General features: G+C 69.7%; 17 protein-coding genes, 1 tRNA gene and 1 pseudogene. 7 read left to right on the top strand and 12 right to left on the bottom strand.

Annotation, left to right across the window (positions count from 1 at the left end):
* Both AC1D12_RS09075 and AC1D12_RS09070 read right to left on the bottom strand, forming a co-directional pair.
* A pseudogene (locus AC1D12_RS09075) lies at nt 1–261 on the bottom strand (hypothetical protein); the annotation flags it as partial.
* Nucleotides 262–441: 180 nt separating this feature from the next.
* Nucleotides 442–2,607, bottom strand: coding sequence for a pectate lyase-like domain-containing protein (locus AC1D12_RS09070; protein WP_477840024.1), 2,166 nt, complete (start codon nt 2,605–2,607; stop codon nt 442–444).
* A gap of 288 nt (nt 2,608–2,895) precedes the next feature.
* Between AC1D12_RS09070 and AC1D12_RS09065 the strand changes: the two genes are divergently transcribed.
* Nucleotides 2,896–3,522: a hypothetical protein gene (locus tag AC1D12_RS09065; protein ID WP_477826520.1), complete on the top strand. Its 627-nt coding sequence runs from the start codon at nt 2,896–2,898 to the stop codon at nt 3,520–3,522.
* 2 nt (nt 3,523–3,524) lie between these two features.
* On the opposite strand, the gene AC1D12_RS09060 is transcribed toward AC1D12_RS09065, so the two are convergent.
* Entirely contained in the window at nt 3,525–3,902 is a 378-nt protein-coding gene (locus tag AC1D12_RS09060; RefSeq protein WP_477826519.1) for a VOC family protein, read from the bottom strand.
* A 5-nt stretch (nt 3,903–3,907) separates the two neighbouring features.
* Entirely contained in the window at nt 3,908–4,303 is a 396-nt protein-coding gene (locus AC1D12_RS09055) for a GFA family protein (RefSeq protein ID WP_477826523.1), read from the bottom strand.
* Nucleotides 4,304–4,380: 77 nt separating this feature from the next.
* Between AC1D12_RS09055 and AC1D12_RS09050 the strand changes: the two genes are divergently transcribed.
* The 4 genes from AC1D12_RS09050 to AC1D12_RS09035 all read left to right on the top strand — a co-directional run bounded on the left by AC1D12_RS09050 (nt 4,381) and on the right by AC1D12_RS09035 (nt 5,950).
* Nucleotides 4,381–4,626 carry a hypothetical protein gene (locus AC1D12_RS09050; RefSeq protein ID WP_477826518.1) on the top strand — a complete coding sequence of 82 codons (246 nt, stop codon included), beginning with the start codon at nt 4,381–4,383 and terminating at the stop codon, nt 4,624–4,626.
* Nucleotides 4,627–4,657: 31 nt separating this feature from the next.
* Nucleotides 4,658–4,732 (top strand) — tRNA-Arg (locus tag AC1D12_RS09045).
* Between the two features lie 101 nt (nt 4,733–4,833).
* On the top strand, nt 4,834–5,424 hold the full coding sequence (locus AC1D12_RS09040; RefSeq protein ID WP_477826517.1) for a hypothetical protein: 591 nt from the start codon (nt 4,834–4,836) through the stop codon (nt 5,422–5,424).
* 76 nt (nt 5,425–5,500) lie between these two features.
* Nucleotides 5,501–5,950 carry a GNAT family N-acetyltransferase gene (locus tag AC1D12_RS09035; RefSeq protein WP_477826516.1) on the top strand — a complete coding sequence of 150 codons (450 nt, stop codon included), beginning with the start codon at nt 5,501–5,503 and terminating at the stop codon, nt 5,948–5,950.
* Nucleotides 5,951–5,960: 10 nt separating this feature from the next.
* On the opposite strand, the gene AC1D12_RS09030 is transcribed toward AC1D12_RS09035, so the two are convergent.
* Nucleotides 5,961–7,073 (bottom strand): ABC transporter substrate-binding protein, encoded by a 1,113-nt coding sequence (locus AC1D12_RS09030; RefSeq protein WP_465113800.1) that lies wholly within the window; start codon nt 7,071–7,073, stop codon nt 5,961–5,963.
* Nucleotides 7,074–7,434: 361 nt separating this feature from the next.
* On the opposite strand from AC1D12_RS09030, the gene AC1D12_RS09025 reads away from it, so the two are divergent.
* Nucleotides 7,435–7,791 carry a hypothetical protein gene (locus AC1D12_RS09025; protein WP_477826515.1) on the top strand — a complete coding sequence of 119 codons (357 nt, stop codon included), beginning with the start codon at nt 7,435–7,437 and terminating at the stop codon, nt 7,789–7,791.
* A gap of 31 nt (nt 7,792–7,822) precedes the next feature.
* On the opposite strand, the gene AC1D12_RS09020 is transcribed toward AC1D12_RS09025, so the two are convergent.
* The 7 genes from AC1D12_RS09020 to AC1D12_RS08990 form a co-directional block, all read right to left on the bottom strand.
* Complete coding sequence (locus AC1D12_RS09020; RefSeq protein ID WP_047503095.1) at nt 7,823–8,584, bottom strand: Crp/Fnr family transcriptional regulator; 762 nt, start codon at nt 8,582–8,584, stop codon at nt 7,823–7,825.
* Nucleotides 8,584–9,285, bottom strand: a complete 702-nt coding sequence (locus tag AC1D12_RS09015) for a flagellar basal body L-ring protein FlgH (RefSeq protein ID WP_477840022.1) — start codon at nt 9,283–9,285, stop codon at nt 8,584–8,586. Before AC1D12_RS09015 ends, AC1D12_RS09020 begins: the two co-directional genes overlap by 1 nt.
* Nucleotides 9,282–9,818 carry a cell division protein FtsI gene (locus AC1D12_RS09010; RefSeq protein WP_477840020.1) on the bottom strand — a complete coding sequence of 179 codons (537 nt, stop codon included), beginning with the start codon at nt 9,816–9,818 and terminating at the stop codon, nt 9,282–9,284. The genes AC1D12_RS09015 and AC1D12_RS09010 overlap by 4 nt, the downstream gene beginning before the upstream one ends.
* A 7-nt stretch (nt 9,819–9,825) precedes the next feature.
* On the bottom strand, nt 9,826–10,155 hold the full coding sequence (locus AC1D12_RS09005) for a hypothetical protein (protein WP_047503102.1): 330 nt from the start codon (nt 10,153–10,155) through the stop codon (nt 9,826–9,828).
* Nucleotide 10,156: 1 nt separating this feature from the next.
* Nucleotides 10,157–10,399 (bottom strand): hypothetical protein, encoded by a 243-nt coding sequence (locus tag AC1D12_RS09000; protein ID WP_465113804.1) that lies wholly within the window; start codon nt 10,397–10,399, stop codon nt 10,157–10,159.
* 161 nt (nt 10,400–10,560) lie between these two features.
* A complete protein-coding gene (kdpE, locus tag AC1D12_RS08995; RefSeq protein WP_047503106.1) occupies nt 10,561–11,256 on the bottom strand; it encodes a two-component system response regulator KdpE in 696 nt (231 codons plus the stop codon).
* On the bottom strand, nt 11,256–13,946 hold the full coding sequence (locus tag AC1D12_RS08990) for a DUF4118 domain-containing protein (protein ID WP_477840019.1): 2,691 nt from the start codon (nt 13,944–13,946) through the stop codon (nt 11,256–11,258). The genes kdpE and AC1D12_RS08990 overlap by 1 nt, the downstream gene beginning before the upstream one ends.
* A gap of 64 nt (nt 13,947–14,010) precedes the next feature.
* On the opposite strand from AC1D12_RS08990, the gene AC1D12_RS08985 reads away from it, so the two are divergent.
* Nucleotides 14,011–14,717 (top strand): Rieske 2Fe-2S domain-containing protein (locus AC1D12_RS08985; RefSeq protein WP_477840017.1); only part of this gene is annotated, 707 nt, incomplete at its 3' end.

Genomic DNA, 14,717 nt, shown 5'->3' with positions numbered 1-14,717 from the left:
GGCCTTGCGCTTGCCGACGACCGGGTCGCCGAAGGTCGCGTTGCTGCAGGCGATCGTGCCCGACATCGGCTTGACGACCCACTTGCCCTGCGCGCCGTACGACACCTGGCGCGCCTTCGATCCCACGGCACACGTCGCGCGTTCGCTGGCGCAGAACGTGTAGCCGCTCGGCCAGTCGGCCGCGAAGGCCGGTGCGGCAGCCGTGCTGCCCACGATCGCTGCAGCGGCGGCGGCGATCCTCATCCGATTCATCTTCTTCATCGTCATCTCCCTTGCGTTGGAATGCGTGCCATCTGAAAAGTGGCGCGATTCTGGAAGAGGACGACCGACCAGTGATGACCGCGGCGTTCTGGAGATCTGCCCGTCTGTCATCAAACGTAAGGCGAAAAAACAAAAACCCCCGGCTTGCGCCGGGGGTTCGTTTCGCGGAGGAACGTCGCGTTACGGGAAGCTGGTCACCGTCGGCGTGAACGATGCATTGCAGCCGGTCTGCGACCCGGTGTTGTTGATGACGTGCACGATGCCGCCATTGCCGCCCAGGCAGACCGAGATCATGCTGTGGAAGCGCACGCCGTTGTTGGTGGGCACCTCGATCGCACGGTCGAGCAGGATGCCGCCGTTGGTGAACACGCTGTAGATGCCCAGGCCCCAGGCTTCGTGGCTGGTGACGTTGTTCGACACCTTGTACGAGGCCCAGCCGCGGCCGGTCGGGCTGTTCCATGCCGACTGGCTCGGCGGGTCGTACGGGATCTCCGATTGGTAGAAGTACACGCGGCCGCCGTTGCCGTTCCACACCACCTGGTGCTGCTGGAAGTGCTCGACGAACAGGCCGTAGATGGTCACGTCGTTGCCGTTCACCCACAGGCCGTTGGCGGACGGGTTGTCGGTCCAGCTGACGCCGTCGCCATGGTCGGCGCGCCACAGCCAGGTGTGGTCGACGATCGTGTTGTTGGCATTGATGCTCAACGCGATGCCGACACGGCCGGCCGCTGCGCCGCCGATGCGGAAGAACAGGTCATGCAGCGCGATCGGGTTGGCCGCGTGGCTGGCACTGGCGCCGCTCGGGCCGACCTCCATCAGCACGCCCGATTCGGCACGGCCCGCATCGAGGAACAGGCCCGAGATCGTGAGGCCATCGACGTCGGCCGTCTTGATCAGCGGTTGCCCGTTGTCGGAGCGCAGCGTCGCGAAGCCGATGCCCAGGATCACCGTGTTCGGGTTGTTGACCTGCAGCGTCTGCGTCAGCACGTAGGTGCCGGGCGTGAACAGGATATGCTTGCCCGCCGCCAGCTGCGCATTGATGGTGGCCGCGCTGTCGCTCGGCTTCGCGAGGAAGAAGCTGCTGATCGGCAGCGTGGTGCCCGGCGTGGTGGCGCCGTTGCTCCAGGTGATGCCGGCGGTGTTGGTGGCAAGCGTTGGCACGCGCACCGCGTAGCTGCCGTTGGCATCGATGAACAGGTACGGCTTCTCGCGGATCACCGGCGTCTGCGCGATCTTGGTGTAGCGCTGGCCGCCCGTCGGGAAGTTGCCGGCCGGCGCGTTGGGCACGCCGACGAACACCATGTTCCAGTTCGAGCCGCTCCAGCTGCCCCACTGGCTGTTGCGCGAGATCCATTGCTGCTGCGACGCCGAGTTGACGTTGCCGTCGACCAGCACGTCAGAGAACCAGCCGCCGCTCGACCAGCCGTTGTTCTGGTTCAGCTTGATGTTGCCGCGCACGTGCATGCGGCGGAACGGGATCGCCTGCGACACCGCCCACTGCATCGTGTTGTTGCCGATGCCCTGGCTCGGCGTGACCGAGAAGTTCTCGGCACCGCGCCAGAAGTTCTGCGTCGCGTTGTCGCCGCCGAGGAAGGCGTTGGAGCGCAGGTCACCGTTGACGTGCACCTGGTCCGGGTGGCTGCCCAGGCCCAGCACCTGCGTGTAGAAGCCCACCGGAATGCGCAGGTTGTTGTAGGTGCCCGGGGTCAGCAGGATCGCATCGCGGCGCGGGCCGAAGTGGTTCGGTTGCTGCGCGTTGTAGATGCCGTCGATCTGGCCCTGCAGGTTCGGCGTCGACGGGTTGTAGATGTGGACGTTCGGTCCGAAGTCCGGCGGCGTGCYGGTCGGCGGCGGGTTGGTGGGCGGCGGGGTCGTCGTGGTGTCCGACAGCACGAACTGCTCCCAGGCCTGCACCGCAGGGCGGTCGGCGACCAGCAGGCCGCCGCGGTTCAGGTCGGCGCTGACGTAGAGCCCGGTCGTCGCGGAACGGATCGCGACCGTGCCGTTGGCCTGCGTCTCCAGCGTGAACTGCTCCCAGGCGTTGATGGCCTGGCGGTTCGAGATCAGCCGGTTGGTGTTCGGCGCGCCCAGGCCCTGGTCGGCCGAGACGATGTTGCCGCTGATGGTCGCGCGGAACGAGACGGTGCCATTGCCGTTGCGGATGACCTCGAAGTCTTCCCAGGTGCTGGCGACCGGCGCGGTGGCGTTCAGGAACGAGGTTCCCGTCGCGGTCGCGCTGACGAAGTTGTTGTTGGCCACGGCACGAAGCGTTGACGCGTCTGCCGAGGCGGCGAATGCGCCCAGCATCGCGGCCATCGCAACGGCCTGTCGGGTACTCCACTGCATGTTGCTCTCTCCTTGAAGGTTTCTTGTTGGCTTCCCCAGGCGTCCCTCGGCCTCGTCGCGAGGCCGCACCTGTGGCAAGGCATCCCAATCTATGAGCCCGGCCGGCCTTTTCCTGTGTCTCTTTGCAAGACTCGTCTGCGCAAAGTGGAACCGCTTCCAGCCAGCGCGGCGATTTGATCATTCCTGGCGGGGCGGCGCCTGAGGGTAAGTCCGGACTTTCACTGTTTCAAAGTGCATCCGCGTTGGCGACAATGCGCCCGGATTCCAACAACGATCGAGGAGGAAAGCGTGAGATTGACAGCGATCATCGTGACGGCGTTCGCGCTGGCCGGCTGCGCCAGCGTGGCCGAGCAGTCGGCCGACCTGGCCGGCCAGCGCAGCTGCTGCACGGCCATGTCGGAGTTCAAGTTCGTCCCCCTGCCCGCCAAAGGCGTCGACGTTCCCCTGTTCCCGGCCTATGCCCCGGTCTACGAGTTCGACGGACGAAAGAGCTACTTCGCGCCGTTCATCGTCAGCGGAAGCAACGTGCGCTCCATCGACATCGAGAGCGACCTGAACGGCTACCGCGATCTTCAATTCCTGGCGCCGGCGTTCCTGTTCCTCGGCAGGAAGCATGAGCCGCTGGCACTGGCGACGCCGGCCCTGCGGTACGAGCCTCCCGGCATCATCCGGTTCGGCCACATGGAAGGGACAGTGCTGGTGCCGGAAGACGCCGCCTTCATGGTCGTCCTGAGTGCCCCGGCATCGGAGGCCGTCTCGGTCGACCACCCGGGCACCAGCACGATCTTCATGATGCAAGGGAACATCCCGATCGTCGTCCCCCACCGTGGGAAGACCGCGGTGTACGAGCCGGCGCCGACGGGCAAGCTCGTGTTGACACCCATCGCGCGCGAGTCAGGCAGCCCCGTTCGTTGACGTCAGGCCTCGGGTGCGTGGCACACCGCTTCGATGTTGTGCCCGTCCGGGCCGATGACGAAGGCGGCGTAGTAGGTGGCGTGGTAGTGCGGGCGCAGGCCCGGCGCACCATGGTCCTTGCCGCCGGCCGCCAGGGCCGCGCGATGGAAGGCATCGACCTGCCCGCGCGTCTTGGCCGTGAAGGCCAGGTGAAGATGGGCCGGCTTCTCGTCGGTCTGGAAGATGCACAGCGAGCAGGTGCCGTCCGGGCGGCTCAGCTCGACACCGTACGCGGGCGTGCCCTCCGAGACGAGGGCGACGCCGAGCGGTTCGAGCGCCTGGAGGAAGAACGCCTTGCTGGCCGCGTAATCGCTGGCGCCGAATTTGACGTGGTCGAACATGCGGGTCAGTCCATGTGCTCGATGTCTGCGGGCATCGCGACCCAGCGGTGCATGCGTTCTTCGTACACCGAGAACGTGGGGCCGGGAAAGGAGGGGTCGGCGAACGCGCCGACGGGAATGATGATGCTGTCTTCGCGCCCCTCGATGGTGTAGTACACCGTGGCGCCGCAGGTGGCGCAGAAGTGGAAGGTGGCGCGGCTTCCGCCATCGCCGACCCGGTCGAAGGTGCTCGAAGCGCCGGCCAGGGCCACCGACTCGGCGGGGAATCGCGCCTGTGCGGCGAACACGCTGCCCGTCCTGCGCTGGCAGGCCAGGCAGTGGCACACGGAGACGCGAACGGGCTCGGCCGACGTGATGGCCGTGAGCTGTCCGCAGGAGCAACTGGCAGTTCGGGTCGTCATTGCTTCAACGGCGCCGCGTCGGGCCGCCTCATTCGCCAAGCCAGCGCGGAGTATGCAACGACCCGGATGCAGGCATCATGGCCGCCGACATGACACCTCTGAATCTTCCGTTCGACACCTTTGACTGGATCTGCGGACTGGTGATCAACGGCTTTCTCGCCTTCTTCGTGCTCGCTGCGATCACCGCTGCAGGTCGCCCGTTGTGGGGCATCCGACTTCGAGTGATCCTCGCGCGCCGGCCGCCGCCGCATCCCGCGCCGACAGCGCGCAAGCGCCGCCGCATCTTCTGCAACGCCGGTCGGTACGAAGGGCAGCCGTCGTGACGCACTCCCGCCGCTAGAATCCGCAGCCTCGCTCGCCGTAGTTCAATGGATAGAACGGCCGCCTCCTAAGCGGCAAATACAGGTTCGATTCCTGTCGGCGGGACCAGCGCAGAGCAAGGCGGGCCCGCCTTCCTCCATCCCCCTTGAGAGGGTTTCAGAACCCTGGCACCGGCCCTAAGCTGGCCCTCCGATCAAGGAGGAGTCTCAATGACTTTGAAAGCAAAACTCGCCGCACTGGCGGTCCTGTCCCTCGCAGCGGCCGCGCACGCCGAGGTCATCACGTTCAAGTTCACCGGTACCGTGACCCAGAGCCTGCCCCTCGCACTGACCGGCGCGAAGGTGACTGGAACGTTTGCCTATGACACCGATTCCATCTACATCGATCCCCCCCCGAAGCCCAGCGAAACCAGCAGTGCCACGTACGACGGAATTCCCCAGTCCATGCGCATGCACGTCAACGGCCACACCTTCGAATCCGAAACCGTCAAGATCTTCATCTCGAACAACTCCAACAGCAATGTCGAAGACACGATCAGTGTCATCGGAGAGGGGATGACCTTGGACGGCACGCGGTTCGAGCAGGGATCCTTCGGATTCGAGCTCTACAGCGGCCCCGGCAACACCCGAGCGCTCCACGGCAGCCAGCTGCCCAAGCGCATCCTCGTGAAGCGGTTCGACCTCCAGAAGTACGGATTCGGCATGGTGGATGGATCAGGAGATGGAGGCCTCGTCGCGTTCGAGGTCGACCGCATCAAGGTCGTCCGCCCGGCGGCACAGGACGACGTCGACGAAGAATGATGCAGGGGGCGCGGGCGCTGATGGGGTGCCATGGTCCAATCGCCGGACGCCCTGCCCCGCCGAAACCAAGAACGCCATGACGGCATCCGACGAGCCCTGGACCCTCCGTGAAGCCCGCGTCGGTGACGCACCGACGATCGCCGCGCACCGCTACTACCGTGGCGAGCCGCAATCCGACATCGACGCCTATGCCGACTGGATCGGGCCGCGTATCGAGCGCGGCACCTACGTCGGCTTCGTCGCCGAGCTGGCCGGCCAGCCGATCGCCGGGGCCGGCGCCGTGTTGCTCGATTGGGGGCCGATACGCGGCGAGCCCGGCGGCACCCGGGCGCGCATCGTCAACGTATTCACCGAGGCGGCGCATCGCCGCCAGGGCCTTGCCCGCGCCTTGCTCGACCGGGTGATGGACTCGTGCGATGCGCGAGGCATCCGCGTGTTCAACCTGGCTGCGTCGAGTGACGGTGCGCCGATCTACCGCGCGCTCGGCTTCGTCCCGTACGACAACGAGATGATCCTGCGACGCTGAGCCGGCTGCGTCAGCGGCGCAGCCGCCCGCTCGCATCGACGATCGACAGATCGACGAAATCGAGCCCGGTGTGGTCGCTCGGGCTGTAGTTGATGCGCAGGCCGCCGAGGTCGTAGGCCGACATGCCGTTGAGCGCGGCCAGCACCGAGTTGCGGTTCGGCGCGCGGCCGGCGCGGCGGATCGCCTCGACCAGCACCTTCGCGTCGGCGAAGCCCTCGACGAGCGCCGGCGTGATGTCCTCGACGTGCGCCGCCTTCGCGAACTCCAGCACCTCCTTGATCAGCGGCGACGAGATCGCCCGCTCGTTCGGAAACACCTGCGCGATGATCGTGCCGTGCGCGTTGGACTTCATCAGGTCGATGAAGCCCTTCGAGGCGTTGTTCGACAGCGTGACGATCTGCGCCTGCAGGCCCGCCGCGCGGATCTGCGCGGTGCCGCCGGCCACGGCCTGCGCCGAGCCGACGAACAGGATCGCCTGCGGCTGTGCCTTCTGCAGGGCCTCGACCGTCGGTCCGAACTCGGGCTTCTGCTGGTTGAACTGGCCGGCGAACACCGGCGTGATGTGACCGGCCTCAAAGCCGGCGCGGGCCCCGGCCATCGCGTCGAGCCCCGACGAGTCCTCCGGGACCACGACGGCGATGCGGTTCACACCCACCCCCATCAGGTGCTCGATCGCACGCTGGGCCTCGCGCGACGACGACGCGCGCACGTTGAACACATAGGGCTGCACCGGCTTGCGCAGCACCGCGGCGCCGGTGAGCGGCGCGACCAGCGCGATCTTCGACTGCTCCAGCACCGGCAGCATCGCCTGGGTCTGCGGCGTGCCGCGGCTGAGGAACAGCGCAACCACCTTCGGATCGGCCGCCAGCGTCTTCGCGTTCTTCGCGGCGAGCGGCGGCTGGAACTGGTCGTCGAGCGACACCAGCTCGAGGCGCTGGCCGTCGATGCCGCCACGGGCATTGATCGTGTCGAAGTAGAGGGCGGCGCCGGCCGTCATGTCGCGCACACCGGCTGCGACCGGGCCGGTGAAGCCGGCGGTCTGGCCGATGCGGATCTGGCCTTGGGCCGGCGCAAGCGCCACCACGCTGGCGACGAGCGCCAGCAGACTCTTCCATGCGTGCATTCGAATTCCCTTGTAGGTGTGGAAGCTTCCACTTGTCGTACAAGTCTAGTGATCGATGTCACGACTCCGGTTGACGGATCTGCGAATTCGACGGCAAGAAGTCACGATTTTCGGAAGCGGGCCTCGGTGGCGCAGAGGTGGGCAACTGTCAACTGCGCGCCACAGTGCGGTGCTCGATGCCGGACACGTTTTGTTGCGTTCGCGGCCATCACGTGCAATGAGCCCGCCAGCAGCGCCGCACCAGACAGGCCTTTGCCACCCCGCTTGACATTCCCACGCTTCGCATCACGCGCAGGCGGAGCCCACCTCCACGCCGTCCTCCCACGACACCGGCTGCAACCTCTGCATCGCGTTCTGCTCGATGACCCCGATGCCCAGCGCGGCACCGACCATGGAGCTGCACGAGATGGTGCTCGGCACGCCGGCGGAGCTGCAGGCGCATGCGGCGCTGATGCAGAAGTTTCCGGAGATGGAACATGCCAGCCCGAACATGGCGCATGTGAAGCCGGGCGCCGACGGCCAGATCGTCTGGCAGTTCACGCAGCCCGGCGAGTTCCGCTTCGCCTGCCTGCAGCCCGGGCACTTCGAGGCCGGCATGCTCGGCCGGCTGGCCGACCCGAAGATGCTGGACACCCTGCGCGAGGGCGACAAGCTGCGGTTCCGCGCCGAGCGGGTGGACGGGGCGATCACGGTGGCGGCGATCGAGGCCGCAAAGTGACGCAAGAAAGGACGCAAGAAAGGACCCGAGCTCAGCGCGTCGACACCACGCCTGCGCCCGGCCGCCCCGACGCCGCCGCCAGGCACAGCAGCCCGAGCGTGGCGCTGCACTCGCCGGCCGTCGCGATGCACTCCAGCCCCTCGCGCTCGACGTAGGCCGGCAGCTGCAGCCAGGCCGCCGGCACCTCCAGCATCACCTGCGAGCGTTCGGTGCGCACCCAGCCCGCGTCGGCCAGCTGGCCCAGGTAGATCCAGGTCTGCCGCCGCGACAGGCCGGCCAGCTGCCCCATGAAGGCCTGCGACACCGGCAGCGCGATGTGCGGCCCGCGCGCGCCCGACTGCGTCGTCGCGAACGCCGCCGCGAAGGTCGCGAGCACGTTCACCAGCCGCTGGAAACCGCCGCCCGCGAGCCGCAGCGCCAGTTGCTCCTGCATGCGCAGCGCCGTTGCCGAATGCAGCCGGCCGATGTCGTCGCCCGGCCCGCCATCGCCACTGCGGCCGGCATCGCGTGCCGCCCGCACCGTCGATGCCGGCACCTTGACGGCCACGACATCGATCAGCGCCGTCACGTCATACAGCGCGCGCTCCTGCCCGAGCGGCGAGCCCCAGCCGATCACGTCGCCGCCCCACAGCACCGCCACGCCCACCTCGGTGCCCGCGGCCACGCGGATGTGCAGGCTGACCGCGCCCTGGCGGATCGCCATCCAGTCGTGCAGCTCGCCGCCGACCCGCACGATGGCCTGGCCGCGCCGGAACACCTGCTCCACCGCCTCGTCGATCCAGTGCTGCTGCATCACCACACCGCCAGCGTCTTGGCCATCACCCGCTGCAGCCAGCTGCGCGAGGCCGCTTCCGACACATCGCCGCTGCCGGCGCTTTCCAGCGAGGCATTGGCCACGTCGCGCGAGTTGACGACGTTGCCCAGCCGGATGTCCTGCGGGTTCACGACACCGGAGAAGCGCAGCGCGCTCGCGCCGCCGTTGACGCCGATGCGCCRCTCGCCGGCCACCACCAGGTGCCCGTTGGGCAGCACGTTGATCACCGAGACCGTCAGCTGGGCGGTGAACTCGGTCGCCACCTCGGTGCTGCCGGTGCCCTTGAACGAATCGCTGCTGCCGGCGCTCGCGTCGACGTTCAGGATCTTGTCGAACAGCCCGCCGTCCTTCGCACCATTCCCCGGTCCCTTGACCGCCTGCTTGTTGTCGCGGCTGGTGTCGGTGGCGCGCTTCTGCGAGGCCTTCAGGCTCTCGGAGATGTCGACCTTCATCGTGTCGCCCACCGCCTGCGGCCGGCGCTCGCCCGAGAACAGCGCGGTCGATTCGAGCTGCGGCTGGTAGATGGCGCCGTTGCTGCGGCGCTCGATGAACATCGGCGCCAGCGGCGGCGCGGCGCTCACCGGGCCTGGCACCAGGCTCGGCGGCGGGCTCGCACAGGCACCCAGCGCCAGCACACACGTCGCTGCCGCACCACGTACCGCGTACTTCGGGGGTTTCATTCGAATCCTTGGATGWGTGCCCGCACCACCGGTGCGAGCTTGGTTCTTGTCGTGGCCCACTTGCTGGCGCCGAAGCCGGCGTCGTCGACGCTGTWGCCGCTGCTCGCGAGCAGCGCGCCACCCGATCGCTGCAGGCTCATCGAGGCCGCGCTCAGGTAGGGCCGGGCCACTTCGCCGAACGGCGGCGTCTCCCAGTCCACCGTCGCCGCGTAGCGCAGCCAGACCTCGCAGTCGTCCGCACCGGCACCGGCCTCGTAGACGCGGCTCGCGACGCCGATGCCGCGCAACTCGGCCTGCAGCGCCGGCACCAGGTCGGGCAAYGGCGCGTTGCGGTTGAACTCGATGCACAGCCGCTTTACCGGCGCATCGCCGTAGTGGACGGTGTTGATCGCATGCGACGGCGAGCGGCCGATCGCGAGCGAGGTGGCGCTGCCGGTGGCCTTCACCAGCTCCCAGGTGGGCACCGGGCTCAGGATCGAACAGGCGCTCAGGGCCAGGCAGGCAGCCGCCAGCGCGGCAAGGCGGATGTGCATCGCGGCCTCAGACGATCTCGTCGATGCGGCCGGCCAGCTCGAGCCCGGCCTGCGCCGCATAGCCAGCCGCCACCTGCACCGCGTCGCCGACCAGCCCGTCGGGCTCGCCGAGCGCCGCGAGCGCGAGGTGGGCGACCACCTGCGCGGCGTCGAGCGCGTCGGGCGAGCCTCCCGCATCGTTGTCGACCCGCGCCTGGCCTTCATGGCTGAGCGAGACGCTGGTGCTGCCGGTGCTGGCGCCGGCGGCTGCCGGTGCCGTCGGTGCGCGGGCCGACGACGCGGCCGGGGCCGCGTGCGCCGTGGAAGCGCCCGCGCCGATCGAAGCTGCGTGCGCCATCTCAGGCGGTCTGACGCGGCGTGGTGGCGGCGGCGAGCGACACCGTCGAGAGCGAGCTCGCCAGGTCGGGCTTCGGCGGCACCGAGGCGGCTGCGGCCGGTGCAGCCTCGGCAGCATCTGCCGCCGGAGTGGCTGCCGGCTTCAGGCTGGAACCGAATCCACCGGTGGCACCCGCGGGCGGCGTGGCGGCAGGCTTCGGGAGGGAGCGGGCCGACAGGTCGGCGGAGGGACGGGCGACATGCATGGTGCGTGATCCGTGGGGTTGCGATGAGAGTGAATTGTTCTCAAGGCACGCCCGCTCGATCGCCGGAAAAGCGTGTCGCGCGATGGCTGCGAAGGGGCCTGGGTGATGGATGTCACCCAGGGCGGGATGTCACCCAGGGCGCTTCGGCCTGGCGCGCACGCTCACTCCACCAGCAGCCGGTAGCCGACCCCGGTCTCGGTGAGGATGTGGCGCGGCTGCGCCGAGTCGGCCTCGAGCTTCTGCCGCAGGTTGCCCATGTAGACGCGCAGGTAGTGCGTGCTCTGCGCATGCCCCGGCCCCCACACCTCGCGCAGCAGGTACGGGTGCGTCAGCACCCGGCCGGCGTTGGCGATCAGCACGCCGAGCAGCCGGTACTCGATCGGCGTCAGGTGCACCTCGGCGCCGCGCCGGCGCACCAGGCGCGCCGCCTGGTCGACCTCGACATCGCCGAAGTGGAACACCGCGTCGGCCGGTGCCCGCCCGGCCCGCATGCGGCGCAGGTTGGCACGCGTGCGCGCGAGCAGCTCGGCCACGCCGAACGGCTTGGTGATGAAGTCGTCGGCCCCGGCATCGAGCGCCGCCACCTTTTCGCTCTCCTGCGTGCGCGCCGACAGCACGATGACCGGCACGCCCGACCAGGTGCGCAGCTGGCGGATGAAGTCGACGCCGTCGCCGTCGGGCAGGCCGAGGTCGGCGATCACCAGGTCGGGGCGCCGCGTGCCGGCTTCGATCAGCCCCTGCTTCACGGTGCCGGCCTCGAACACCTGCCAGCCCTCGCCCTCCAACGAGAGGCGGACGAACTGGCGGATCTCGCGCTCGTCCTCGAGCACCAGGGCGGTCGGCAGCGGGGTGGACATCAGGTCTCCTGGTCGAGTGCCGGCGGCGTACCGAGCGGCAGGCTGAAGGTGAAGGTCGCGCCCGATCCCGGCCGCTGCGCGGGCGCGGGCTCGACGCGGATGCGCCCGCGGTGCGCCTCGACGATGGCACGGCAGATCGCCAGCCCGAGGCCGACGCCCGGCGTCGCCGATTCAGTCTGGCCGCGGGTGAACTTCTCGAAGATCCGCTCCTCCTGGCCGGGCGCGACGCCGGGGCCGTGGTCGCGCACGCTGACGAGCAGCTCGCCGCCCTCCGCCCGCGCGAGGATCTCGACCGGCGCATCGGGCGGCGTGTACTTGCCGGCGTTCTCCAGCAGGTTGACCAGCACGCGCTCGATCAGCACCGCATCGCATTCCACCAGCGACACGCCGGGCTCGATGCGGATCGCGAGCGGCCGCGCGCCGAGCGCGTCGTGCGAGGCCGCCACCGCCCCGCCGATCAGCTCCTCGACCGACTGCCACTCGATGCGCAGCCGGATCTCGCCGCTCTGGATGCGCGCCATGTCGAGCAGGTTGGTCACCATGTCGGCCAGGCGGCGCGACTTGTCGCCGAGGCCGGCGGCGAGCTCGCGCTGGCGCGGCGACAGCGGCGGCTGGCTCGCGGCCAGCAGCTCGGCGGTGGCGACCAGCGCAGCCAGCGGCGTGCGCAGGTCGTGCGACAGCGCCGCGAGCAGCGAATTGCGCAGCCGCTCGGATTCCATCTGCACCGTCGCGTGCTGCGCGACCTCGATGTAGTGCACCCGCTCCAGCGCCATCGCCGCCAGCGCGGCGAAGGTCTCCAGCTGGCGGCGCTGCTCCGGCACCAGCAGCAGGCGCGGCTGCTGCGGCTGCACCGCCAGCACGCCGCGCGAACGCACCGTCGCCTTCAGCGGCAGGTAGAGCCAGGCGCTGCCGGGCAGCGTGTCGGTGCCGAGGCCGGCCGGCTGGTGGTGGTCGAGCACCCATTGCGCGGTGCCGAGGTCGAGCCCCGCGGCGAACGGCTGCGGCGATTGCAGCCGCTCGTCGAGGTCGAGCCCGAAGACCGCGACGCCGGCGCGGAACTCGCGCGCGATGACGGCTTGCGCCACCTCGACCGCGTGCTCGCGCGTCAGCGTGTTCGACAGGTCGCGGGCGGCCTCGAACAGGGCGCGCGAGCGGGCCTCGCGGTGCGTTGCGACGCGCACCTGGAAACGCAGGCCGGCGGTCAGCTGCCCGGTCACCAGACCGACGATCAGCATGATCGCGAAGGTCAGCAGGTACTGCGCGTCGGACACCGCGAACGACAGCCGCGGCACGACGAAGAAGTAGTCGAAGGCCGCGACGTTGACGAACGCCGCCAGCACCGCCGGGCCGCGGCCCAGCCCGACCGCGATGCAGACCACCGACAGCAGGAACACCATCACGATGTTCGCGAGGTCGAAGTACGGCACCAGCCCGTGCGTGACCAGCGCGGTCGCGGCGCAGGCGGCCACGGCCAGCGCGTAGCGGCGCAGCGGCGGGACCATGCTTGCTTCGGCTTCGGGCTGCGTTGCCGGCACGGGCGCCGGCCGGGCGCGCGGTGCGGCGCCGAGCTCGATGCGGTCGATGTCCGGCGCGAGGCGCGCCACCGCCTGGCCCATGCCGCGCGCCGGCCACCACCAGCGCGGGTTGCCCGAGCCCATCACCAGCTTCGACAGGTTGTGCTGCCGCGCATGCGCGACCAGCACCTCGGCGACATCCTGGCCCGACAGCACCGCGCTGCGCGCGCCCAGCGCCTGTGCCAGCTTGACGGCCTGCAGGATGCCCTCGCGGCGCGCGCCGGGCAGCCGCTGCAGGGCCGGCGTCTCGACATAGACCGCATGCCAGCTGACGGCCAGCTGCTGCGCGAGCCGCGCGGTGCTGCGCACCACCTGCTCGGCGCCCGGCTGCGGGCCGATGCAGCACAGCAGCGCGCCCTCGGTCTTCCAGACCTGCGCGATCGCGCGGTCGCTGCGGTAGGCCTGCACGTCGTCTTCCACCCGGTCGGCGGTGCGGCGCAGCGCCAGCTCGCGCAGCGCCATCAGGTTGCCCTTGCGGAAGAAGTTCTTCGCGGCGCGCTCGGCCTGCGCCGGCAGGTAGACCTTGCCGGCCTTCAGCCGCTCGATCAGCTCGTCGGCCGGCGTGTCGACCATCACGATCTCGTCGGCCCGGTCGAAGAAGGTGTCGGGCAGGGTCTCGTGCACGACGATCCCGGTGATGCCGCCGACCACGTCGTTCAGGCTCTCCAGGTGCTGCACGTTCAGCGTGCTGTAGACGTCGATGCCGGCGGCCAGCAGCTCCTCGACGTCCTGCCAGCGCTTCGGGTGGCGCGAGCCGGCGAGGTTCGAATGCGCCAGCTCGTCGACCAGCACCAGCGCCGGCCGGCGCGCCAGTGCGCCGTCGAGATCGAACTCCGCGAGCTGCCGGCCGCGGTGGTCGACCGTCTTCGCAGGCAGCACCGGCAGGCCGTCGAGCAGCGCCGCGGTCTCGCTGCGGCCATGCGTCTCGACGACCCCGGCCAGCACGTCGACGCCGTCGGACTGCATCTTGCGCGCGGCCGCCAGCATCGCGCAGGTCTTGCCGACGCCGGCCGACGAGCCGAAGTAGATGCGCAGCCGGCCGCGCGTGGCACGCTGCGCATCGTCGCGCAGCTGGGCCAGCAGGACGTCGGGATCGGGCCGCGGGATGTCGCTCATGGTGCGGCGACATTGTCACCGCCATTTGTGCAACGATGTTTGCCGCAACCCACCGGAGCGTGCCATGACCGACACACCTTTTCAGCCCGACCGGCAGCCCGACCTGAAGGCCGGCATCCCGCTCGAGCGCATCGCCGACGGCGCGATGCTGGCCGGGCAGATCGACGGCGAAGACGCGCTGCTGCTGCGCCAGGGCGATGCGGTCTACGCGATCGGCGGGCAATGCACCCACTACCACGCGGCACTGGCCGACGGCCTGCTCGACGGCCAYGTGCTGCACTGCCCGATGCACCACGCGCAGTTCGACATCCGCAGCGGCGCGGCGCTCTGCGCGCCGGCGCTGGACGACCTGCCCTGCTGGCGCGTCGAGCAGCGCGACGGCCAGGTGTTCGCCCGCGAGCGCATCGTCGCCGCGCCACGTTCGCGCCGCGAGGCATCCCCGGGTGCGCTCGACGACGTGGTCATCGTCGGCGGCGGTGCGGCCGGGCTGGCCGCGGCCGACACGCTGCGGCGCGAAGGCTACGAGGGGCGCCTGGCGATCCTCAGTGCCGACACCGATCCCCCCTGCGACCGGCCGAACCTGTCGAAGGACTTCCTGGCCGGCACGGCCGAGGCCGACTGGATGCCGCTGCGGCCCGGCGACTGGTACGCCGAACGCCGCATCGAGCTGCTGCTGGACACGCGCGTCGACGCGATCGACGTCGCCRCGCGCCGGCTGCGGCTCGCCGGTGGCGCGCCGCGGCCGTTCGGCGCGCTGCTGCTCGCCACCGG

This window comes from Rhizobacter sp. P1_G5 (assembly GCF_056405435.1).
This window is presented reverse-complemented; position numbering and strand designations above follow the sequence as displayed.